Source organism: Flavobacterium sp. ST-158, from assembly GCF_058309975.1.
The window spans coordinates 190604-211949 of record NZ_JBZEEN010000005.1 but is presented as its reverse complement, the minus strand read 5'-3'; the positions used below and the strand labels follow the sequence as shown (position 1 = coordinate 211949).

Here is a 21346-nt window from a genome sequence, read left to right as displayed (position 1 = left end):
TTGATATAAAAAATCTCTACACTAAGAAATTATAATCATCCTTAGTGTAGAGATTTTTTTTTAAGACATTTTTTCGGTCTATAAAAAACAAAAAGTGCAATCAAAAATGACTGCACTTTTAAGAGCGTAATTTAGTAAATAACCAAAAATAAACAAATTACTCTACTCAACCATCAACTTAATTTTTTAAAAATGATAGCGTTTAAACGCTTCAATCGCTGCGTATTCTGCTAGACCTAAATCATTATATTTTTTTGCCGTAGCTCTATTTCTATCTTCAGCACGTACCCAAAACTCCCTACTATCATCTCCTTGAAACATAACACCATCTTTTTGAGATTGGTGGTAGAAAATAGCATGACGTTTTTTCAAAACCTGATCTGGACTCATAGGCACCGCCATTTCAATTTGGTATGATTCCCATTCGTGCCAAGCTCCACGATACAACCAAACCCAACAATCATCCATATAACTATTGTGTTTTAATTGTTTTAAAGCTTCAAACAAACTGTCCAAACACACTTTGTGCGTTCCGTGTGGATCGGCTAAATCTCCTGCCGCATAAATTTGGTGTGGTTTGATATCTTCAATAAGATCACACATAATCTTGATATCTGCTTCAGTAAGATTTCCTTTCTTAACTGTTCCTGTTTCGTAAAAAGGAAGGTCTAAAAAATGCACATTAACATCTGGAACACCTAAATAACGTGTTGCTCCTAAAGATTCACTTCTTCTAATTAATCCTTTTAATTTTCGAACTTCAACAGAATCAATATCATTCTTTCCTTTATTTTTCAAAAAACTAATGATACTATTAGACTCATTGGCCTCTGAATTTAAAACAGATGAAACTTCAGCAAATTTTAAAGCTTCTTCATTAGAAACCGCAATATTTCCAGAGGTTTGATAGGCAATATGAACTTCATGACCTTGTTCTACTAATCTATCAAAAGTTCCTCCCATTGAAATCACATCGTCATCTGGATGTGGACTAAAAATAATCACTCTCTTTTTTGAAGGATTGGAACGTTCTGGTCTATAAGTATCATCTGCATTAGGTTTTCCACCTGGCCAACCTGTAATAGTATGCTGCAATTGGTTGAACATTTTGATGTTCAAGTTGTAAGCTGTACCTTCTTCGGCTAATAAACCCGACATCCCATTGTCATTGTAATCTTTGTCCGTTAACTTCAAAATTGGTTTACTAGTCAATCCGCTTAACCAAACAACGGCTTTCAATTTCAATTCATCAGTCCAAATACATGATTTAACCAACCATGGCGTTTTTACTCTTGTCAATTCAGAAGAAGCTTCTGTATCTAAAACAAAAGTAGTATTGTTATGGTCTTGCAAATAAGTTGCTGGAACCTGAGAAGACATTTCGCCTTCAATGGTTTCTTTTAAAATATCAGCTTTACTAATTCCCCAAGCTAATAATACAATTCTCTTGGCATTTCTAACCGTTCCAATTCCCATTGTAATGGCTTTTCTAGGCACATTATCAATTCCTAAAAATGCTGGAGCTGCATCAACGCGAGTAATATGATCTAAAGTAATACTTCTTGTACCCGAATTAATGTGAGAACCCGGTTCATTAAAACCAATATGTCCAGTTCTACCAATTCCTAAAAGCTGAAAATCCAATCCACCATAAGATTTAATTTTCATTTCGTAATCAATACAATATTGTTGTAATTCTTCGCTACTTACTGTACCATCAGGAATATTAATATTTTCAGGAAGAATATCAACATGATTAAAAAGATGCTCGTGCATAAAATGATGGTAACTCTGAATATTATTTTTATCCATTGGATAGTACTCATCCAAGTTAAAAGTTACAACATTTGCAAAACTCAAATTTTCTTCTTTGTGCATGCGTACAAGTTCCTCATAAACTTTAATAGGAGAAGATCCTGTTGCTAATCCTAAAACACAAGGTTCATTCAATTCTTCTTTTCTTTGAATTATATTTGCAATTTCGTGAGCTACAAGCACTGAAGCTTCTTTTGATGATTCGAATATAACATTATGTATTTTTTCGAAACGTGTTTCTTCAAACTTTCCTGCTTCTCTATAACTTATACCGTCTTTAATCATATTCCTATTTTTAATTTATTACTGTAAAATTACTCCATTACTAAATTCCTTAAATCATAAATTCGACTAATAACAATCCTACTTCGGCAAAAGACATTTTTTTAGACTTGTACTTTACTGAATCTATAAAAAAGCATGAATTACTCCACAATACTAAGTTCTCCAATAGTTAATGTCTTGCATCCATCCACACCTGATTTAGCAACAAAACGCAAATATTTTGTTCTTACAGGATTGAATATTTTAATTTGTTCAATTGGATTATTCTTTATATTCGAAAACTCTCCTTCCGATTGTTTATTCCAATTTTTCCCATCCAAGCTAGAATAAAACTCATACTTTGAAATTAAATTAAGTGGATTCCCTATTTGCTGCGGAATATAAGTAAAGCCTTTAATCGTTATCTCTCTTCCTAAATCAATAATTACTTCTTGTGGATGTTGATTGACATCTTCTTCAAAATTCCAAGTTGTACTAGGATTACCATCTATAACTTTATTTGCCGTTATAAAATCGCCACTAGAAACGGAAACAATTTTCCAATTTTCTTTAGAAACACCATATTTAACCGTTCGAATAGCGCTACTTATTTTCTCTTCATTGTCTATTGAAATAGCATTGATTTTAACTGCTTTATCACATTTAAATGAACCTTTATATTTGATGCTTTTTGCAGTAGGCGTTGTTCCATCAAGCGTATAATAAATAGTGTTTTTTTCTTCAGAATTCATAGAAACAACTCCATCTTTATCTCTTTGTACAGCAGGCATTCGCACAAAAGTTGGCGCATTAAAAACTTGAATATTAGAAATCACAATACTTGCTTTAGAATCGGTAATAGTAATTCTAAGTACCGAAGCTGTAACTCTTTTTGTTCTTAAGATTCTTTTGTAACCAATAGTTGTTTCATTAGCAATTGTTTGCCATGCTCCATCTACTTTAGCTTCAACTGTAAATGCTTTAACGCGTTGCCCTAATTTGATGTATTCTTGCAATAAAACTCGATTGAAAGCGGTTGGCTTCATGAACGTAAATTCTATTGAAGCTTTTTTTACCGAATCATCCGTTGCCCAATAAGTTTCTTTGTTCCCGTCAAGTACATTTTTAGCAGCATATTTTGGACTATTTCCTCTGTAATTACTAGCAGTGACTTTACTTTTTGAAAGCACTTCTTTGCTAAAATCGTTTTTAATAACGGCTGCATATTCTTTTAATCTTTGAATATCATTTTCATGAATCAATCCTCTTCTATCTGGAGGAATATTCAATAAAAATGTAGCATTACGACCTACGGAATGATAATAAAAATCAACCATTTCATCTAGTGTATGTACTTTATCATCTTCTACAGCATGATAAAACCATCCTGGTCTAATAGAAACATCAACTTCTCCCGGAACCCATTTTTCACCATCTTCATGACCAGACATGTATTCTGAATAATGCACTTTTCCTGCTAAGTCATCTTTTTGACGCAAGAGACTCCAATTGGTTTTATTGGCATAACCTTCTTCATTTCCTATCCATCTGGCTTCAGAAGGCCCAATTCCCCAAACCAAAGTATTGGGTGCAATTTTATATATTAACTTGTAGGTTTCGTCCCAATTGTAATATTCTAAAGTATTTATTTTTCTAATCTCATTAGCTCCTCCATAATAACCATCACCTCCATTAGCACCATCAAACCACATTTCGAAAACATCTCCATAATTGGTCAATAGTTCTTTCAATTGATTTCTAAAATAAGTGATGTAAGCAGCTTTTCCATAATCAGGATTATTTCTATCCCAAGGTGAAAGATACAATCCCAATTTAAGTCCATACTCTTTACAAGCAGCTGCTAATTCTTTCACTACATCTCCTTTTCCATTTTTCCAAGGAGAATTTTTCACAGAACGCTCTGTATATGCCGAAGGCCATAAACAAAAGCCATCATGATGTTTGGCCACCAAAATAATCCCTTTCATTCCTGCTTCTTTAACCACCCGAGCCCATTGACGCGCATCTAAATCAGTTGGATTAAATAATTGAGGCGATTCATCTCCATAACCCCATTCTTTATTGGTAAAAGTGTTTAATGAAAAATGGATAAAAGCATAGGATTCCATTTCCTGCCAATTGATTTGTTTTTGCGTAGGCAAAGGACCAAAAGGCGCTGGAGGTTTTATAAATTCTTGACTATAAATTGGACTAATTATATAGCAAAAATTTAAGAATAAAAATATTTTTTTCATTGTACTTGTACTTTTTCGAAATTGTTCCATCATGTAAACTATAAATTTAAAGAATTACATTTTCTAAAACACAGAATTTCGACCAACAACAATTTTAAAAGACTTTAGGAGAATTATCTTTTCATATTTCACTTAAAATAAACGAATTTCTCTAAAAAACTAGAAGAAAAAAAGTCCAAATAAATCATACATTTGCCAATACTATAAAAAACCTCAAATTGGCTTTACATGGTTTATGAAAATTTTATTTTTTGCCTCGAAGGTGTTCCTGACGTAGACACTTATATCACAACAGAGGTTCTTAAAAATTTAGAACATTTAGCTTTTGAGCATAAAATTGCCAGCATATACAAAAGTTGCGATACTATTGAAGGACTAGAAGAAAGTTTAGGTGCTTTACTATATGATGACCATAATTTTAAAGATTATAAAATTATCTATCTGGTCATGCCCGGACAAGAAAACAACATTTGCCTTCACGATTACTACTATAGTTTAGAAGAAATTGCCGAATTATTTGAAGGAAAACTAAAAGGTAAAATTGTTCATTTTGCGAACAAAAAAATCTTAGATTTATCTGCTGATGAAGCACAGTATTTTCTTGACATTACTGGTGCCAGAGCAATTTCTGGTTATGGAGCCAAATTCAATCGAGTAAGTAGTATTCATCTAGATAAATTCTTTTTTAACCTTTGTGATGAGTTAGATGACCTAGTTGAAATTGTGGAAGAATTGCATCAAAAAAACTATGCACTTTGCAAGTTCCTTGACTTTAGATTGTATTACTAAATTGTATCTTTAGCATCTAATTAGAATTAAAGAAATGCAAAATCGTTATTCGTTAGTCATCAGCCCTTCAGAAGAAATTATTGCTTTGGTAAAAACTATGAAGGAGAAATTAGCTCAAGAAATTGGCTGGTTTCATAGTAAAAATTCATTGGCACACATTACCATCAACGAATTTATGGCTACTGAAAATGATCTTGAAATTATAAAAAAACAGCTAACTATTATTTGTGAAAGTCTAAAACCCATTTCCGTTTGCTTAAACTCATTTGACCATTATCCTAATGGTGCTTTTTTTATAGCACCAGATGCAAATTCAAAAATAGATTTGAAGCAAATTATGAAATATGTGAACCAATCGTTTAAAGTAAAAACGCTTTTAAAAAATAACGAACCTCACTTATCTATCGCCCGAAAATTAACTCCCGAACAAATTACTATAAGTTATCAGTTATTTTCTCAAGCTATTGACCTTAATTTTCTTTGCCATAGTATCACACTACGTCGCTTTAATCCTGAAATCAAGCAATTTGAAATAATAAATCATTTTGAATTTAAAAACAATTCTAGTAACACTTTTGTTCAGGGAACACTATTTTAAAATAATTCATATATTTTTTAAATTTATTTCGACATAAAATCGAAAAGCCGTAAATTTAAAATATGAAAAAACATTTCAACATCATCATCGCTGGTGCAGGCGGAATTGCTGAAGCTGCTGGTTTAATTTTAGCTGAATGGAGTGAAGTTACTCCTACTCTATTTATTGGAAACAGAACATTTGCAAAAGCGCAGTCCGTTGCGCAATGGATTCAGAATGGAACAACTAAATCCTGTAATGTTGAAGCTTTTCATTGGTCACAAAATGAAATGACTGAGGAAATGAAACGTATTTTCCGGCAAGCTGATATTATTTTGGATTGTTTACCCGGAAGTCAAGCTCCAAAAATTGCTAAAATTGCTAAAGAATTCCAACTACATTATGCCAATCTAACCGAATATGTAGCCGAAACCGATGAGATTATTGCTTTAGCAAAAGATGCTCAAACGGGTTTTATATTACAAACCGGAATTGCTCCAGGGTACATTGATGTACTGGCTAATGCGCTGTTTCAACAATTTTGCATTGATTACAATGTAAATACAGCAGCTATTTTAGAGTTTAAAGTGGGCGCCCTTACTAAAAATGCGGTTGCTCCACATTTTTATGGTTTTACTTGGAGTCCTGTAGGCGTGGCAACAGAGTACCTCAAAAATGCCATTGTTATTCGGAATTTTAGCAAAACAGAAGTTCCTGCATTATCCGAAAGAAGCAACATCATCATTAACGGAGTTACTTATGAAGCCGATTTAACATCAGGAGGAGCTGCCGATTTACCAGATGCCTTAGCCGGAAAAGTGCGCAACTTAGATTATAAAACCATCCGTTTTCCGGGACATTATGCCTGGATAGAAAACCAACTGACAACAATAGAAAACAAAGAGAACACCATAAAGGAATTGCAACAAATCATGCAACATGAAATTCCGCTTATGGAAGACGACCAAATCATCTTATACGCGGCGGTAGAAGGCAAAGACATTAAAGGAATTTTGCGTCGCCGAGAAATTGCCAAATGCATTCTTCCGCTTAAAGTGGGTAAACATACTTTAAGAGCCATACAAACCACAACTGCAGCTCCTTTAGTGCAATCAGCTCAATTATTACTAGAAAACGATTTAAAAGGAGTTATTCTTCAAAGTCAGATTGATACCAAATCCTTTTTAAACGGAAATTTCATCGTTCCTGTTTATGGAAAAACAGAATAACATCTAAAATTTTAGCAAAAAGAAGGAACACAGATTAAAGAAATTTTCTCCGATAGAAATTTAAAAAAATCTGTTTTTAATTATTCAAATTTCTTAAATCTGTGTTCCAAAAATCTATATTTAAAAACTATTTAAATTCTTTTCGAAGATTGCCTGATAACCAATTCTGGTTCTAGAATAATTCGGCTTACTGTTTTTTTCTTTGGATTTTTCATTCGTTCCAGGAAAGCTTCCGCAGCTAATTTCCCTATTTGGTCACTATGCTGATTTACCGTAGAAATAGAAGGTTGTGTAAGCGAAGTAAAAGGTTCATCACTAAAGCCTATCAAAGCGATTTCTTCAGGAACTTTTACATTGTTTTCTAATAGTACCTGCAAAGCCCCAAGCGCCGCAATATCACCAGCTACATACACAGCATCTGGCCTTTCCGGAGCATCTAACAATTGCTGCATAATGCGACGTCCATCTTCAATGCGTAAATTACTTTCAATAATCCAGTTTTCATCCATTTTCAAATCCCATTTTTCTAGAGCATCTTTATAACCCCGAATACGTTCTTTATAAATGCGAATATGTTTAAATCCCGCAATATGCGCTATACGTTTACAGCTTTGGGAAACCAAATGATCAACTACTAAATGACTACTTTTATAATCATCAATCCCTACATAATCCACATTTAGTTCTTCCTCACCTCTATCAAACAAAACCAATTCTGTTCCTTTTGATTTTATTTTTTCGTAATATTCTAAATCAATGGTCTGATTGGCCATAGAAGCAATAATACCATCCACCTGAATTTTTAACAAAGTATCTATTTCTTGACATTCTTTGACATACAATTCATTTGATTGCGTCATAATAATATTGTAGCCGTTCAAATTAAGTACTTTCTCTATATTTTCCACTACAGAAGAAAAAAAATGACTGTTGACACGCGGAATAATAACACCTACCAGATTACTTTTTCCTTTGCGCAAAGCACTTGACAAAAAATTAGGTTGATAATCCAACTCTTGCGCCACTTGTCTCACGGCAATTTTAGTCTTATCACTAATTCGAGGATGATCATTTAATGCCTTAGAAACCGCCGAAGGTGTCAAACCTAAAACAGCAGCAATATCTTTTATCGTAGATTTTTTTTTATTCTCCAATTAGTTTTTATATTTGTTCAATCGATAGAACAAAAATAGGATTTTAAAAACAAAACACAATACATTTTAAAGTTGTGTTTTTTTATTTCAAAAACTGTTCAAACGATGGAACAAATTAGATAAATATTAAAAAATGAAATATATTGTTTGTGAAAAACCAGGTGAATTTCTATTAAAAGAAAAAGAAGCTCCTGTAAGAAAAGAAAACGAAGCCTTATTACAAATCAACAAAGTGGGTATTTGTGGCACTGATTTACACGCTTATGGTGGAAATCAGGCCTTCTTTACCTACCCTAGAATATTAGGTCACGAATTAGCATCTACTGTTTTAGAAATTGGAGATAATCCTAGAGGCATTAAAGCGGGAGACAATGTTGTGGTGATGCCTTACGTAAGCTGCGGTACTTGTATTGCTTGTCGTAACGGTAAAACAAACTGCTGTACAAATATTAGAGTTTTAGGTGTTCATGCCGATGGTGGAATGCAAGAGCAAATTACAGTTCCGGCTTCTATTCTTTTGCCTGCAAACCATTTAACTGATGACCAAATGGCTATTGTAGAACCATTGGCTATTGGAGCTCATGCCATTCGTAGGGCGGCGATTGTCCCAGGCGAAACAGTTGCTGTAGTAGGTTGTGGTCCTATTGGAATTGGAATCATGAAACTAGCTCAAATTGCCGGTGCAAAAGTAATTGCCATTGACATGAATGAGCAACGTTTGGCTTACGCCAAAGATAAAATCGGCGTTGATTATACAGTAAAAGCAGGCGAAAATACGGTTGAAGAAATTACTAAAATTACGAATGGCGATTTATGTACCGCTGTTTTTGATGCTTCAGGTCACAAAGGCGCTCTAGAAACTTGCCCAGATTATATGTCGCACGGTGGACGTTTTGTGTTGGTAGGTTTGTCTAAAGGAGAATTGACATATAGCCATCCAGCCATTCATGCTAAAGAAATGACTTTAATGTGCAGCCGAAACGCTACTACAGAAGATTTTGAACACGTAATTAGTGTTTTAGACCAATTCCCAACAGAATCTTATATTAGTCATAGTGTTCCTTATACAGAAATGATTGCTAATTTTGATAGTTGGTTGAATCCTGCAACTGGTGTTATTAAAGCTACTGTTGATTTTAAATTAAAATAGTCATGATAATAGATTCGCATCAGCATTTTTGGATTTACGAAGCAGAAAAACACGCTTGGATTGATGATGATATGAAAGTCATTCGTAAAGATTTCCTACCAGGAGATTTACAATTGGTTTATCAAAATAACGGTGTTGATGGTTGTGTAGCGGTACAGGCAGATCAAACCTTAGCCGAAACAGATTTTCTTTTAGCTTTAGCTGAAAAAAATGATTTTATCAAAGGAGTTGTGGGTTGGGTTGACTTAAGAGCTTCGGATATTGACACGGTTTTAAAACACTACAGTCAATTTCCAAAATTAAAAGGATTTAGACATGTAGTACAAGGTGAAGCCGATCATAACTTCATTTTACGCCCTGATTTTCTAAACGGAATTGCTGCTTTAGAAAAATACAATTTCACTTATGATATTTTAATTTTCCCACATCAGTTAGGCGCTGCATTAGAATTAGTTCGCCGTTTTCCAAATCAGAAATTCGTTATTGATCACATTGCAAAACCATACATAAAAGATGGGTTTTATGATGGTTGGGCAGCTTTAATGAAAACAATAGGTCAATATCCAAATGTGTATTGCAAATTATCCGGAATGACCACAGAAGCCGATTACAACACTTGGACACCAGAACAAATTGAGCCTTATATGCAATTGGTTTTAGATGCTTTTGGCACTGACAGAATCCTTTTTGGTTCTGACTGGCCAGTGTGTTTAGTAGCTGGAAATTATACAAAAACAAAAGAATTAGTAACCAATTTTATTGCCAAATTAAGTTCAGAAGAACAAGCTGCCATTATGGGTAGAAATGCAATTAAATTTTATAACTTATAAATAATGAATTTAGGATTAAAAGGAAAAGTAGTCGTTATTACAGGGGCTGCAGGAATTAAAGGAAGTATTGGAGAAACTATATTGCAACATTTAGCTGATGAAGGTGCAATACCAGCAGTGATTGACAGAAATGATCGTGGATTTGCCTATGTAGAAGAATTACAACAAAAAGGAATTGACGCTTTATTTTGCAAAACAGACGTTACTAATCCAGAACAAATTGAAAAAGCAATTGCAGAAATTACTACAAAATACGGTCGAATAGATGCTTTAATCAACAATGTGGGAGTAAATGACGGAGCTGGATTAGATGCTTCTTATGAAGAATTTATGGATTCTTTAAAGCTGAATATGGTAAGCTACTTCTTAACTGTAAAGCACGCACTGCCTTACCTAAAAGCATCAAAAGGACCTATTTTAAATATTGGTTCTAAAGTTGGACTAACAGGTCAAGGTGGAACTTCAGGCTATGCTGCAGCCAAAGGTGGTGTTCTAGGTTTAACGCGCGAATGGGCCGTAGATTTAATCAAACACAACATCCGTGTGAATGCAATTATTATTGCTGAAAGTTGGACACCTGCTTATGACACCTGGATTAAAACATTAGAAAATGGAGAAGAAAAACTACAATCTATTGTAAAGAAAATCCCTTTAGAAAACCGTATGACTACACCTGATGAAATTGCAGATACTTGCTTGTTTACCATTTCTGAAAGATCATCACACACAACAGGACAATTTATCTTTTGTGACGGAGGTTACGTTCACTTAGACCGCGCCTTATTAACAGAATAAAAACCTATTATCAATTTAAAGAACAAATCATATTGTCTATGATTTGTTCTTTTTTTTAACCTATTAATTCTAATTAAATTTAAACCAATGAACCAACCCAAAACAATTGCTGTTGTTAAAAAGGAATTACTATTCCCTTTCATTATTATTACTTCTTTATTTGCATTATGGGGAGTTGCGAACGATTTAACTAACCCGATGGTTTCTGCTTTTAAGAAAGTTATGCCCGAGTTGTCAAACATGCAGGCTTCTTTAGTGCAGTTTGCTTTTTATTTTGGCTACTTTTTTATGGCTTTACCAGCCGCTTTATTTATTAGAAAATATAGCTATAAATCTGGAATTATTTTAGGTCTTTGTTTGTATGCCTCGGGAGCCTTTTTATTCTATCCTGCAGCTGCTTTCCAAGACTATAATTTTTTCTTAATTTCATTATGGGTAATCACTTGTGGTTTAGCGTTTTTAGAAACCACATCTAATCCTTTAATTTTAGCTTTAGGAGATCCTGAAACTGCTACTCGCCGATTAAATTTAGCCCAATCTTTCAATCCTGTTGGTTCATTAATGGGTATGATTGTAGCCCAACAATTTGTTATATCAGCCTTACGTTCCGATGACAAAGATGCTTCAGGAACTTTAATTTATGACACCTTATCTGAAACCGCTAAAGCCGCTATTCGTGAGAATGATTTAGGTGTAATTAGTGTTCCTTATATTCTTTTAGGATTAGTCGTTTTAACTATTATGGTAATTATTCTTTTTACCAAAATTCCCAAAACTGCCGATCATGATAAAATGTCTATTTCAGAATCTTTCAAAAAATTATTTGCTAACAAAAATTATATCCAAGGTGTTATCGCACAGGCTTTTTATGTAGGAGCACAAATTATGTGCTGGACTTTTATATTTCAATATGTTGATAATATCAATGAAGGATTAGCTGAAGACCAACAGTTAACAGCTTCTTGGTATAATATTTCAGCTATGATTATATTTCTTTGTGGAAGATGGATAGGTACGGCTTTAATGAGAACTATTAATCCATCAAAAATATTAATGTTTTTTGGTATAGGTGGTGTTATTTGCTGTACAGGAGCTATTTTATTACCTGGAACAATAGGACTTTATTCATTAATAGGTATTTCATTATTCATGTCAATTATGTTCCCTACTATTTACGGAATTGCCTTAAAAGACATGGGAGATGAGGCGAAAATTGGTTCAGCAGGATTAGTTATGGCTATTGTAGGAGGTGCTTTAATGCCTGTATTTCAAGGAAGTATTTTAGATTGGGGTGGACCTGGATTTTCAGATGTAAAAATTTTAGGTTTTATTCCTGAAGTTAACTTTTCATTTATTTTACCTTTAATTTGCCTGGCTGTTGTGGCTAATTATGGCCGAACAACTTATAAAAAATAAGATACTCAAAAAGTATAATTACACAAAAAGCTCCATACGCATTTGCAAATTCAGCAAAGTGTATGGAGCTTTATTTTAGGTTTAATCGCATTTTAACCAACCCGTAATACTCATTCTGGTGTTATTTGTTAGTAAAACTTCATGAAGTAATTCGTCACTTTTAAAGAAAACCGTTTTTCCTTGTGTGGGACTTATTTTTTGATTGTTATTCTCTTGATGAATCATTAATTCTCCTCCATCTTCTGGTTGCCAATTGCTATTTAAATAACTAATCATCGAGAATTTACGACTGGAATTGTTTTGAAACTGGTCAAAATGCTTGAGATAAAAATCTCCCTTTTCATATAAGGAATAATGAAATTCATAGCCCGTAATTCCAGTGTAGCAACTTTGATTGAGGTAACGGATAAAATCCTCAATATGTTTGAAAAATTCATTTTCAAACGCATTATTATGCTTTTTATCCAACCAGTAAATAGAATCGCTTCGAACAGCACTATCATAGGCAACAGCTTCTGAATTACCTGTTCCTGCTTCTTTCAATAAACTTTGTTTGTTTAAGGAAAATAAATTTTGCTTTAAATTATTGGCCAACTCATCGCTCAAAAAGTGTTCTGAAATCCCCACTTTATTCTCAATATACGAAGCAATTAAAGCCTCAAAATTCTTTTCCATTTTGTCAATAGCTCACAGTAGAACTAGTCAACGAATGTAAACTAAAATCAGTTAGCTATCACATTTGTAAAAATTAATTTCAACAAATAAAAAAAGGGATTAGAAATAAATCTAACCCCTTTTATTCAGCACTTTAAATCTTATAATTTACTAATATAACTTCCGTAAATATCTTTAAACTGATAACCTTCGGAAATCCTGTCTTTACTTAATTTTCGATATTCAACTAATCCCCAAAGAATAAATTCTTTCATAAAAAATTTATCTTCTTTTGCTATATCACTTTGATATTCTTTTACTAGAATTTCCAAGGGTACAATAGAACCTAAAATGCTCTCGTAATCCTCATCTGAACAATCATCCAATAACTCAAAACCGCTTTCGGCAAAAAACCATTCAATTAAATCCGAATAAGGGGTTTTATTATTCGGTTTTTCTAATTTTTCTATCTTAGGAAAATAAGCTGGAAACATTGTTTTTATAGCCGCTGCTATCAAATGCTCCGCCACAGCGGCTGCTCCCTCCTGCTCTCCTTCGTAAACCAATTCTACTTTTCCGGTAATAGCTGGTATAACTCCCATAAAATCAGACAATCGTAAGGTAGTTTTATCTACACCTGCTTTCAAAGCGCGACGTTCGGCAGTACTCAATAAATTTTCGTAAGCTGTAATACTCATTCGGGCACTCACACCACTTTTATGGTCGATATATTCACTTTCACGGGCTTCAAAACTAATTTGTTCCAATAAATCTTTGGCTAATGAAGGTACATAAACCGTATCATTTTGAACAGCATCTAATTTAGCTTCTTGTTCCGTAATTATTCTTGCAATTTTAATAGATTCCGGGTAATGAGTCAAAATTTGAGAACCAATTCTGTCCTTCAAAGGTGTCACGATACTTCCACGATTTGTATAATCTTCAGGGTTTGCTGTAAATACAAACTGCATATCAAGCGGCATACGCAACTTGAAACCACGAATTTGAATATCACCTTCTTGTAAAATATTAAACAAAGCCACTTGAATTCGGGCTTGTAAATCAGGTAATTCGTTTATCACAAAAATACAGCGGTTAGCACGCGGAATCATCCCAAAATGAATCACACGATCATCAGCATAAGAAAGCTTTAAATTTGCTGCTTTTATAGGATCTACATCGCCTATCAAATCAGCAACAGTAACATCGGGAGTGGCTAATTTTTCAAAAAAACGATCGCTACGGTGCAACCAAGAAATTGGTGTTTCATCGCCTTTGGCTAAAATTAAATCTTTTGCAAATCGAGAAATAGGTTGCAAAGGATCATCATTAATCTCGGAACCACTCACATACGGAATGTATTCGTCTAATAATTCAACCATTATTCTGGCTAATCGGGTTTTGGCCTGACCCCGAAGTCCTAGCAGATTGATATTATGACGAGACAAAATAGCACGTTCTAATTCTGGAATTACCGTATTTTCAAAACCGTGAATGCCTTCAAAAGTTGGAATCCCAGATTTGATTTTCTCACGAAGATTATTTCGTAATTCGTCTTTGATGCTTTTACTTTGGTAAGCTGAAGCTTTTAATTCACCTAAAGTATTTATATTTTCTATTTTCATATTTATTTTAAATTGAATGATTTAAAGATTGAAAAATTATAAGATTTCAATATGATTCTATCTCCATAAACACTCTTATTATCGTTTTATCTTTATTAGATTTACGGATTACTTACAACTGACCACTGCAAACTATTTAATTCTCTTTTTCCTATTGGTTTCATAATCTTCAAAAATCATTTCGCCCAAACCTTTTAAACCCGTATAAAAAGCTTTCCCCTGATTGGCTTCGGTAAATTTATTGACAAATTTTTGCAAATAGGGATCAGATGCAATCATAAAAGTCGTGATAGGAATACGAAGCTTTCTGGCCTGCTGTGCCTGTGTATAGCATTTATCCACGATATACTCGTCTAAACCATTACTGTTCATGTAATAAGAACCATCACGTTCTTTTACACAACTGGGTTTCCCATCGGTAATCATAAAAATTTGCTTGTTGGTATTCCGTTTTCTTCTCAGCATATCCATAGCTAATTGCAAGCCTGCGACGGTATTGGTATGAAAAGGACCTACTTTTAAATAGGGTAAATCTTTGATTGCAATAGGCCAGGCATCATTTCCAAAAACTAATATATCTAAAGTGTCTTTTGGGTAACGTGTGGTAATTAATTCGGCCAATGCCATGGCTACTTTTTTAGCAGGTGTAATGCGGTCTTCGCCATACAAAATCATACTGTGACTAATATCAATCATCAACACTGTACTCATCTGTGCTTTGTACTGGGCATCTTCCACAACCAAATCATTTTCGGTGAGTTTAAAATCAGCTACCCCATTATTGATTTGCGCATTTCTTAAACTCTCTGTGAGTGAAATGCGTTCCAGACTATCCCCAAAATGAAATTCCCTGAATTCACCGGTATGTTCGTCGCCACTACCGGAATATTTAGTTTTGTGATTGCCGTTACCGGAACGCTTTAATTTTCCAAAAATATGGTCTAAAGCCTGTTGCCGAATAGCTCTTTCGGTTTTAGCCGTAATACCAATTCCTGAACTGCCATCATCTTTCAATTCTTCTTTGATATAGCCTTTCTTTTTCAGGTCTTCAATAAAATCATCGATGGTATAATTTTCGTCAGTTAGTTTGTATTCAACGTCTAATTCGCGCAACCAATTAATAGCTTCATCAAAATCTCCGGAAGTATAGGTGATTAATTCTTTGAAAATTTCAAATAATTTATCAAATGGAGATTGATATGGAGCCTGATACTGTTTAAAATAGAACCCTTTTTTAATGCTCTTTTCCATAGTCCTTAAAATTACAGCATTTTAAAGACTACTTCAAGCAAACAATTATTAATTTTAAGTTAAAAAGAAATCAATACCAATTGTAATGACAATAGCAACGCTATAGCAATTGTTAATTAAGATTTTAAATTAGTGATATTCTCCATCCACATAATACCAAACTCCATCTTCCTGAAGAAAAGTAGAAAACTCATGATGGATATGTTGATTTTTATTTAGATCTAAATAATAGGCTTTAAATTCAACAGTAGTTTCAGTTGCCTTTAGAACCTCTAATTTCTGCCATTGGTTAGAAGTTGCCCAAAGCAATATATCTTCTTTTGAATGTAAGGCTCTTTGAGAAACATGTGTAGTTTCTACTAAATAATCAGCCTGATGAGTAGCATAAGCGCTATAACGCGAACGCATTAAAGTTTCGGCTGTTGGAGCTTTTTTTAAACCTTTAATAAAAGGCTCACAACAATCTTCAAATGCTTTTTGAGAATTACAATAACATAATTTCATAATCAATACTTAGTGCGCCTGTCCGTTGAGAGCAATTATTTTTTGATACAACTGATTCAATAACACTTGGTACTTGCTTAACTCAATTAAATCCTCATCCTCATCACTGGTATCTAATAAATCATCCAATTGCTCGCTCACATCTACTAATTTATTATTAGCCTCTTTGGCATTTTTAGCTGCAATCAAATCAATTATTTCCTGAACTTCTGCTTTAAGCCCTGCGTATTTATCGTTTTCCATTTTATTATTTAATTATTCTCTTCAGTATTGTTCTCGTTAAACTTTTTGACAATTTCTTTTAATTTTTCTTTTCTAAGCATTTCAGCCTGTTTGGCTTTTGCTTGAGCTTTATGCAATTTGTCGTTGTGTTTTTTTATATTCTTTTCATTATTCCTTCCCATAATTTTCTATTTAACTTACAATAACAAGTTTTACGTATTTAAAAAAAAATCAATTTATTTCTATCGGCTACAAAGTTTATCATTTTTAAATTGAATATTCAAATTTAATATTTCTAAATGCTATTCTGACTAAATATTCTTTCTTAAAAGTATCGTTTCTCCTGCATTCTTTATTTCAAAATTGTAAAACAATAGACTCTTTATAAATAATAAAAAACGTATATTGTTTTCTCAAATCTTGAAAAAAATTATTAGATTTGATTTAATAAAATTACATTTTATTTTATGTTTTTCCCATTTATCAATAAATATCTCAAAAAAAGAAGCTTGAACAAGCAATAATTAAAATGAAAAGCACTCCCACAATTAAACATCACAAGCGTTGGTTTGTACTCAAACCCAGACTGATAGGGAGTTTAGTTTTTTTATTTTTCTGTACTATTTTCTCGTTAATTATTTCGCAGCAATATCATATTACTAAGAAAGCCAAAAACGACGAGATGAATGCTAGCTTACAAGCCATTCAAAAAAGCATTGAACAATCTTTAAAAAACAATTATGTTGATGCATTGACATTAGCTTTAACTATTAATGACAATGGAATTCCGGAACATTTTGAGTCGGTAGGAAAGCAAATTCTTGCTTCAGACAGTAATATTGATGCTGTACAATTGGTTCCAAACGGAATAATCCGTTATACCTATCCTTTAACAGGAAACGAAGCCGCTATTGGGATTAATATTTTAAAAAATGAAAAATACCGTTACGAAGCTTTAAAAGCAATTGAAACACGAAAAATGTATTTTGCTGGCCCATTTGAATTAAACCAAGGAGGCTTAGGTATTTTAGGTCGGTTAGCGATTTATAAAAACAATAAATTTTGGGGATTCTCAGCAGTTATTATCCGACTAAATACTTTGCTTAAAAAACCGGAAATTGAAAAAATTGACTCTTCTAAATACTATTTTAAATTTTCTAAAATTGATCCTGTTACTCAAAAAGAAACTTTTTTCTTAAAAGGAAAAGAAAAAAAAGATGCTGAAAATGCTGTTACTTCTTTTGTTGCAGATGGAGATTGGAAGCTCTATTTTGTAGACAAAAAACCTAATGAATTAATTCTGCCTTTTATTCTACGTGGTCTTTTGGCTTTAATTTTAGCTTCATTGATTGGTTTTCTTACTACATCTTTTTTTAAAAAACCTGCTGAATTAGAAATTTTACTTCAAAAACAAGCAGATAAACTTTTAAAAAATGAAATTAAATTTAAAAGTGTCTTTGATCAGGCTGCTGTAGGAATAACCTATGTTGACACTACCAGTGGACAAGTATTAGAAGCTAATAAAAAATATTGTGATTTATTGGGCTACTCAGAGCAGGAAATAAAACAAAAAACCATCCAGTCTATTGTTCATCCAGATGACTTAAAGGAATCTTTGAAAAATTTTAAAAAATTAAAAAAAGGAATCATCAGAGAATATTCGACTGAGAGAAGACACATTACAAAATCAAACAATATCATTTGGATTAAACTTACCATTTCTCCTCTTTGGGAAATTGATGGAATCCCAACCAATCATATTGCTATAGCCGAAGATATAACCGAGCGCAAACTGGCTGAACAACTTATCTTGGATTCTCAGAAAAAAATAGAATCTATTATCAATACTGTAGATGGAATTGTTTGGGAATGCGATGCAAAAACACTGGAGTTTAATTTTGTTAGTAAAAAAGTAGAAAACATTTTAGGCTACACTTCCGAAGAATGGATCAATACATCCAACTTTTGGGCCGATCATATTTATCACAAAGACAGAGCTTCAACTTTGCAATATTGCAAAGAGAAAACGGAACAAAATTTAAATCATGACTTTGAATATCGAATGATTGCCAAAGACGGAAGTATTGTTTGGGTTAGAGACATAGTCAATGTAATAATGGAAGATGGAGCTGTAAAAAGTCTTAGAGGCATTATCATTGATGTTTCTAAAAACAAAGAAACAGAAAAAGATTTAAACAACTCCTTTAATTTGGTAAGCGAACAAAACAAACGATTATTAAACTTTTCATACATTGTTTCACATAATTTAAGATCTCATACCAGTAATATCTCTTCAATTGTCGATTTAATAGAAACTTCTGAATCCGAGGAAGAAAAAGAAGAACTAATTCAATTATTAAAATCGGTTTCAGATTCATTGAATGAAACCATGTTGAACCTAAATGAAATTGTCAATATTCAAACCAATGTAGGTTTAGTAACCGAAAAATTAAACTTAAAACAATATTTAAACAATACCCTCAATATTCTTTCTGATCAAATAGAATTAAAAGGTATTAAAATAATTTCCTCAATTAACGAAGATATTGAAGTAATTTATAATCCAGCCTATCTGGAAAGCGTACTATACAACCTTATTTCTAATGCTGTGCGCTACAGTCATCAAGAAAAACATCCTACAATACATATTGATTGTTATAAAGAAAATAAAAAAACAGTACTTCAAATATCCGATAACGGAATAGGAATTGATTTAGCCCAAAATGGTCATAAAATATTTGGTATGTATAAAAAATTCAGTACTCATAAAGACTCAAAAGGGATTGGATTATTCATTACTAAAAACCAAATTGATGCCATGGGAGGCAGCATAACTGTTGAAAGTGAACCCAATCTAGGAACAACTTTTAAAGTATATATATCATGACAGAAAAAACAATTTGGATTGTAGATGATGATCCTATTTATCAAATTATAATGAAAAAAATAATCGTTAAATCGGATATTTTCACCTCTATTTTTTCATTTTCAAATGGTAAAGAAGCTATTAATTCTTTAAAACAAATTGTACTTAAAAACGAACTATATCCAGATATTATTTTACTTGATATCGAAATGCCTGTCCTTGACGGTTGGGGATTTATGGATGAAATTGCAATTTTAAAATCTCAAATAAATACCGAAATTAAAATCTACATTTCCAGTTCTTCCATAGCGATTGAAGACAAAGAAAGAGCCAAAAACAACCCTAATATCTGGGGCTATATGTGCAAACCCATTTCGCTGGATGATTTGGTAAAAATAGCTTCTTTTTAATTAGAACACTTTTCAGCTACTTCATTTTTAATTAGTTCTAATGATTTATCGGTATAGATTAAATCCTCTATAATTAAGGAACGTAAAAGTGCAATATCATCACAATCAAAATGTTTTGCCCAGGAAGTGAGCTCCAGCAAATTCCTGATTTGTTTGATTCTTTTAGTAGTTGCTAAACTGTTGCGAAGTATCGCTTTTTGATTGTAAGTTGGATTATTTTTATGCTGATAATTAACTGTATTCTTAGTATAATCCATTTCTAAATAATACAATTTATCCGTTGCATTATCTGGATAAAAGCAATCCCATTGCGCAAAACCTATTTTATATTTAGAATTGGTTTCAGGTTCCATAGGTATTAATCGCCACTTACTATTAGCTAATCTTCCCCAATGATTAGAAACACGATACATCCCCTCTTTAGTATAATAATAACTACTCCCCGCCTTGCTTTCAAACTGTACTTTCAAGCCTGCTAAAGCATCTGGAAGCACTTCATGAAAAACACAAAAGGTATTTTTAAAAGAATTAGGATGTGGCTTATAATTTTTTTGCATAAGCGCAAAGATACTTAGAAACCATAAAACAGCCTAAAGCCCATTATAATTGATTAACTTTGCATTCAAAATTTTTAAATAAAATATCATGACCAAGTCTACAGAAGGAAAGATGTTGCAAAAAGGAGTATTTACAGGTGTTATTGAAAAAGATGAAAACAACAACTTTTTTTGTGGAGAATATCTGTTAGATTATAAAATGGTTCAGGCCAAACACGCTGTTGGCGATTGGATTACCATAAAATCAGTGATTGAAAACCCAAGTGACATAAGTCATAAAAAGTATCCTAAAAAGTCTAAAAACTTTGACAAGGCTAACAACAAACCAGAACAATAGATCTTGATACTCTGTGTTTTAGTACTCTAAAAAACTTTTTTTCTTTTTTTTTATAGATAAAGTAAAATTTAAAAAAAAGTGTACCTTTGCAAAAAAATTGTCGATTTTGAAACGCAACAATATCAGTTTCATATTAACAGACAAGTAGTTACCTTAATTTATGAAAAAAATAGTTGAATACCGCAAGCTCTTAAATGTAGATAAAACTGCACAGCTAAAAGATTTAAAAACCATTTATCGTAACGCGATGAAAGAAGCGCATCCTGATAAATTTCAAGGAGACGAAGAAGGTTTAAAAGCGGCTGAAGAAAATAGTAAAAAAATTATTGAAGCTTACCACTTTCTAGTAAGCATCAATCCAGAGACTATCAAAGCTAATTTACCTGAGTATAACGAAACTATTGCAACTGCAACTGTTACTGATTACAAATTTGTTGAAGGTAGATTGATTATCAATTTCTCTAATGGTAGTGTTTATGAATACATTAGTGTTCCTAAAGCAACTTACGTAAAAATGGTAAACGCTGATTCTCCTGCACGATTTGCTAAAAGACACATCTTTAATGCATTTCCTTATAGAAAAGTTACAAACCAAGATTAAATTCACTTTAATCTTATCATATAAAAAAGCCAGTAAATTATTTTT

Annotated in this window: 21 protein-coding genes; 11 read left to right on the top strand and 10 right to left on the bottom strand. The window is 32.7% G+C overall.

From position 1 onward, the window contains the following. Nucleotides 1-186: 186 nt before the first annotated feature. A complete protein-coding gene (gene nagB / locus AC4FRF_RS09860) occupies nucleotides 187-2100 on the bottom strand; it encodes a glucosamine-6-phosphate deaminase (protein WP_491159331.1) in 1914 nt (637 codons plus the stop codon). Nucleotides 2101-2240: 140 nt separating this feature from the next. Beyond that, nucleotides 2241-4334 (bottom strand): alpha-L-fucosidase, encoded by a 2094-nt coding sequence (locus AC4FRF_RS09855; protein ID WP_491159330.1) that lies wholly within the window; start codon nucleotides 4332-4334, stop codon nucleotides 2241-2243. Between the two features lie 228 nt (nucleotides 4335-4562). Between AC4FRF_RS09855 and AC4FRF_RS09850 the strand changes: the two genes are divergently transcribed. The 3 genes from AC4FRF_RS09850 to AC4FRF_RS09840 all read left to right on the top strand — a co-directional run bounded on the left by AC4FRF_RS09850 (nucleotide 4563) and on the right by AC4FRF_RS09840 (nucleotide 6929). After that, nucleotides 4563-5123, top strand: coding sequence for a DUF6642 family protein (locus tag AC4FRF_RS09850; RefSeq protein WP_491159329.1), 561 nt, complete (start codon nucleotides 4563-4565; stop codon nucleotides 5121-5123). 34 nt (nucleotides 5124-5157) lie between these two features. Beyond that, a complete protein-coding gene (locus AC4FRF_RS09845) occupies nucleotides 5158-5721 on the top strand; it encodes a 2'-5' RNA ligase family protein (protein ID WP_491159328.1) in 564 nt (187 codons plus the stop codon). 62 nt (nucleotides 5722-5783) lie between these two features. Further along, nucleotides 5784-6929: a saccharopine dehydrogenase family protein gene (locus AC4FRF_RS09840; RefSeq protein WP_491159327.1), complete on the top strand. Its 1146-nt coding sequence runs from the start codon at nucleotides 5784-5786 to the stop codon at nucleotides 6927-6929. A 131-nt stretch (nucleotides 6930-7060) separates the two neighbouring features. Here AC4FRF_RS09840 and AC4FRF_RS09835 read toward each other — a convergent pair whose 3' ends face one another. Continuing rightward, on the bottom strand, nucleotides 7061-8083 hold the full coding sequence (locus AC4FRF_RS09835) for a LacI family DNA-binding transcriptional regulator (RefSeq protein WP_491159326.1): 1023 nt from the start codon (nucleotides 8081-8083) through the stop codon (nucleotides 7061-7063). Nucleotides 8084-8216: 133 nt separating this feature from the next. On the opposite strand from AC4FRF_RS09835, the gene AC4FRF_RS09830 reads away from it, so the two are divergent. The 4 genes from AC4FRF_RS09830 (at nucleotide 8217) to fucP (ending at nucleotide 12274) form a co-directional block, all read left to right on the top strand. Then, on the top strand, nucleotides 8217-9233 hold the full coding sequence (locus tag AC4FRF_RS09830; RefSeq protein WP_491159325.1) for a zinc-binding alcohol dehydrogenase family protein: 1017 nt from the start codon (nucleotides 8217-8219) through the stop codon (nucleotides 9231-9233). 2 nt (nucleotides 9234-9235) lie between these two features. Next, on the top strand, nucleotides 9236-10063 hold the full coding sequence (locus AC4FRF_RS09825) for an amidohydrolase family protein (RefSeq protein ID WP_491159324.1): 828 nt from the start codon (nucleotides 9236-9238) through the stop codon (nucleotides 10061-10063). A 3-nt stretch (nucleotides 10064-10066) separates the two neighbouring features. After that, nucleotides 10067-10858: an SDR family oxidoreductase gene (locus AC4FRF_RS09820; protein ID WP_491159323.1), complete on the top strand. Its 792-nt coding sequence runs from the start codon at nucleotides 10067-10069 to the stop codon at nucleotides 10856-10858. A gap of 87 nt (nucleotides 10859-10945) precedes the next feature. Continuing rightward, on the top strand, nucleotides 10946-12274 hold the full coding sequence (gene fucP / locus AC4FRF_RS09815) for an L-fucose:H+ symporter permease (protein WP_491159322.1): 1329 nt from the start codon (nucleotides 10946-10948) through the stop codon (nucleotides 12272-12274). Between the two features lie 81 nt (nucleotides 12275-12355). Here fucP and AC4FRF_RS09810 read toward each other — a convergent pair whose 3' ends face one another. The 6 genes from AC4FRF_RS09810 to AC4FRF_RS09785 all read right to left on the bottom strand — a co-directional run bounded on the left by AC4FRF_RS09810 (nucleotide 12356) and on the right by AC4FRF_RS09785 (nucleotide 16712). Next, on the bottom strand, nucleotides 12356-12949 hold the full coding sequence (locus tag AC4FRF_RS09810; protein ID WP_491159321.1) for a 2OG-Fe(II) oxygenase: 594 nt from the start codon (nucleotides 12947-12949) through the stop codon (nucleotides 12356-12358). 140 nt (nucleotides 12950-13089) lie between these two features. Next, complete coding sequence (locus AC4FRF_RS09805; protein ID WP_491159320.1) at nucleotides 13090-14553, bottom strand: AAA family ATPase; 1464 nt, start codon at nucleotides 14551-14553, stop codon at nucleotides 13090-13092. A 132-nt stretch (nucleotides 14554-14685) separates the two neighbouring features. Beyond that, nucleotides 14686-15804 (bottom strand): vWA domain-containing protein, encoded by a 1119-nt coding sequence (locus tag AC4FRF_RS09800; protein ID WP_491159319.1) that lies wholly within the window; start codon nucleotides 15802-15804, stop codon nucleotides 14686-14688. 129 nt (nucleotides 15805-15933) lie between these two features. Beyond that, nucleotides 15934-16308: a YchJ family protein gene (locus AC4FRF_RS09795; protein ID WP_491159318.1), complete on the bottom strand. Its 375-nt coding sequence runs from the start codon at nucleotides 16306-16308 to the stop codon at nucleotides 15934-15936. 9 nt (nucleotides 16309-16317) lie between these two features. Then, a complete protein-coding gene (locus tag AC4FRF_RS09790) occupies nucleotides 16318-16551 on the bottom strand; it encodes a hypothetical protein (RefSeq protein ID WP_491159317.1) in 234 nt (77 codons plus the stop codon). Nucleotides 16552-16559: 8 nt separating this feature from the next. Next, nucleotides 16560-16712, bottom strand: coding sequence for a hypothetical protein (locus tag AC4FRF_RS09785; protein WP_491159316.1), 153 nt, complete (start codon nucleotides 16710-16712; stop codon nucleotides 16560-16562). Nucleotides 16713-17059: 347 nt separating this feature from the next. Here AC4FRF_RS09785 and AC4FRF_RS09780 point away from each other — a divergent pair, with 347 nt between their 5' ends. Next, on the top strand, nucleotides 17060-19417 hold the full coding sequence (locus AC4FRF_RS09780) for a sensor histidine kinase (protein WP_491159315.1): 2358 nt from the start codon (nucleotides 17060-17062) through the stop codon (nucleotides 19415-19417). Continuing rightward, the gene (locus AC4FRF_RS09775; protein WP_491159314.1) at nucleotides 19414-19806 is read left to right on the top strand and encodes a response regulator; all 393 of its coding nucleotides are present in this window, start codon (nucleotides 19414-19416) and stop codon (nucleotides 19804-19806) included. The genes AC4FRF_RS09780 and AC4FRF_RS09775 overlap by 4 nt, the downstream gene beginning before the upstream one ends. On the opposite strand, the gene AC4FRF_RS09770 is transcribed toward AC4FRF_RS09775, so the two are convergent. After that, a complete protein-coding gene (locus AC4FRF_RS09770) occupies nucleotides 19803-20363 on the bottom strand; it encodes a hypothetical protein (RefSeq protein WP_491159312.1) in 561 nt (186 codons plus the stop codon). The two genes, AC4FRF_RS09775 and AC4FRF_RS09770, sit on opposite strands and share 4 nt — an antisense overlap. A gap of 88 nt (nucleotides 20364-20451) precedes the next feature. Here AC4FRF_RS09770 and AC4FRF_RS09765 point away from each other — a divergent pair, with 88 nt between their 5' ends. Together AC4FRF_RS09765 and AC4FRF_RS09760 are read left to right on the top strand one after the other, a co-directional pair. Then, a complete protein-coding gene (locus AC4FRF_RS09765) occupies nucleotides 20452-20700 on the top strand; it encodes a hypothetical protein (RefSeq protein WP_491159311.1) in 249 nt (82 codons plus the stop codon). A gap of 160 nt (nucleotides 20701-20860) precedes the next feature. Further along, a complete protein-coding gene (locus AC4FRF_RS09760; protein WP_071185640.1) occupies nucleotides 20861-21301 on the top strand; it encodes a KTSC domain-containing protein in 441 nt (146 codons plus the stop codon). Nucleotides 21302-21346: the final 45 nt, after the last annotated feature.

Excerpts from the sequence above, each read along its gene's own strand:
- AC4FRF_RS09840 (WP_491159327.1), top strand. The coding sequence starts at position 5,784 with ATGAAAAAACATTTCAACATCATCATCGCTGGTGCAGGCGGAATTGCT.
- AC4FRF_RS09785 (WP_491159316.1), bottom strand. The coding sequence starts at position 16,712 with ATGGGAAGGAATAATGAAAAGAATATAAAAAAACACAACGACAAATTG.
- AC4FRF_RS09845 (WP_491159328.1), top strand. The coding sequence starts at position 5,158 with ATGCAAAATCGTTATTCGTTAGTCATCAGCCCTTCAGAAGAAATTATT.
- AC4FRF_RS09775 (WP_491159314.1), top strand. The coding sequence starts at position 19,414 with ATGACAGAAAAAACAATTTGGATTGTAGATGATGATCCTATTTATCAA.
- AC4FRF_RS09830 (WP_491159325.1), top strand. The coding sequence starts at position 8,217 with ATGAAATATATTGTTTGTGAAAAACCAGGTGAATTTCTATTAAAAGAA.
- AC4FRF_RS09820 (WP_491159323.1), top strand. The coding sequence starts at position 10,067 with ATGAATTTAGGATTAAAAGGAAAAGTAGTCGTTATTACAGGGGCTGCA.
- fucP (WP_491159322.1), top strand. The coding sequence starts at position 10,946 with ATGAACCAACCCAAAACAATTGCTGTTGTTAAAAAGGAATTACTATTC.
- AC4FRF_RS09810 (WP_491159321.1), bottom strand. The coding sequence starts at position 12,949 with ATGGAAAAGAATTTTGAGGCTTTAATTGCTTCGTATATTGAGAATAAA.
- AC4FRF_RS09770 (WP_491159312.1), bottom strand. The coding sequence starts at position 20,363 with ATGCAAAAAAATTATAAGCCACATCCTAATTCTTTTAAAAATACCTTT.
- AC4FRF_RS09795 (WP_491159318.1), bottom strand. The coding sequence starts at position 16,308 with ATGAAATTATGTTATTGTAATTCTCAAAAAGCATTTGAAGATTGTTGT.
- nagB (WP_491159331.1), bottom strand. The coding sequence starts at position 2,100 with ATGATTAAAGACGGTATAAGTTATAGAGAAGCAGGAAAGTTTGAAGAA.
- AC4FRF_RS09825 (WP_491159324.1), top strand. The coding sequence starts at position 9,236 with ATGATAATAGATTCGCATCAGCATTTTTGGATTTACGAAGCAGAAAAA.
- AC4FRF_RS09855 (WP_491159330.1), bottom strand. The coding sequence starts at position 4,334 with ATGAAAAAAATATTTTTATTCTTAAATTTTTGCTATATAATTAGTCCA.
- AC4FRF_RS09765 (WP_491159311.1), top strand. The coding sequence starts at position 20,452 with ATGACCAAGTCTACAGAAGGAAAGATGTTGCAAAAAGGAGTATTTACA.
- AC4FRF_RS09800 (WP_491159319.1), bottom strand. The coding sequence starts at position 15,804 with ATGGAAAAGAGCATTAAAAAAGGGTTCTATTTTAAACAGTATCAGGCT.
- AC4FRF_RS09790 (WP_491159317.1), bottom strand. The coding sequence starts at position 16,551 with ATGGAAAACGATAAATACGCAGGGCTTAAAGCAGAAGTTCAGGAAATA.
- AC4FRF_RS09760 (WP_071185640.1), top strand. The coding sequence starts at position 20,861 with ATGAAAAAAATAGTTGAATACCGCAAGCTCTTAAATGTAGATAAAACT.
- AC4FRF_RS09850 (WP_491159329.1), top strand. The coding sequence starts at position 4,563 with ATGGTTTATGAAAATTTTATTTTTTGCCTCGAAGGTGTTCCTGACGTA.
- AC4FRF_RS09805 (WP_491159320.1), bottom strand. The coding sequence starts at position 14,553 with ATGAAAATAGAAAATATAAATACTTTAGGTGAATTAAAAGCTTCAGCT.
- AC4FRF_RS09780 (WP_491159315.1), top strand. The coding sequence starts at position 17,060 with ATGAAAAGCACTCCCACAATTAAACATCACAAGCGTTGGTTTGTACTC.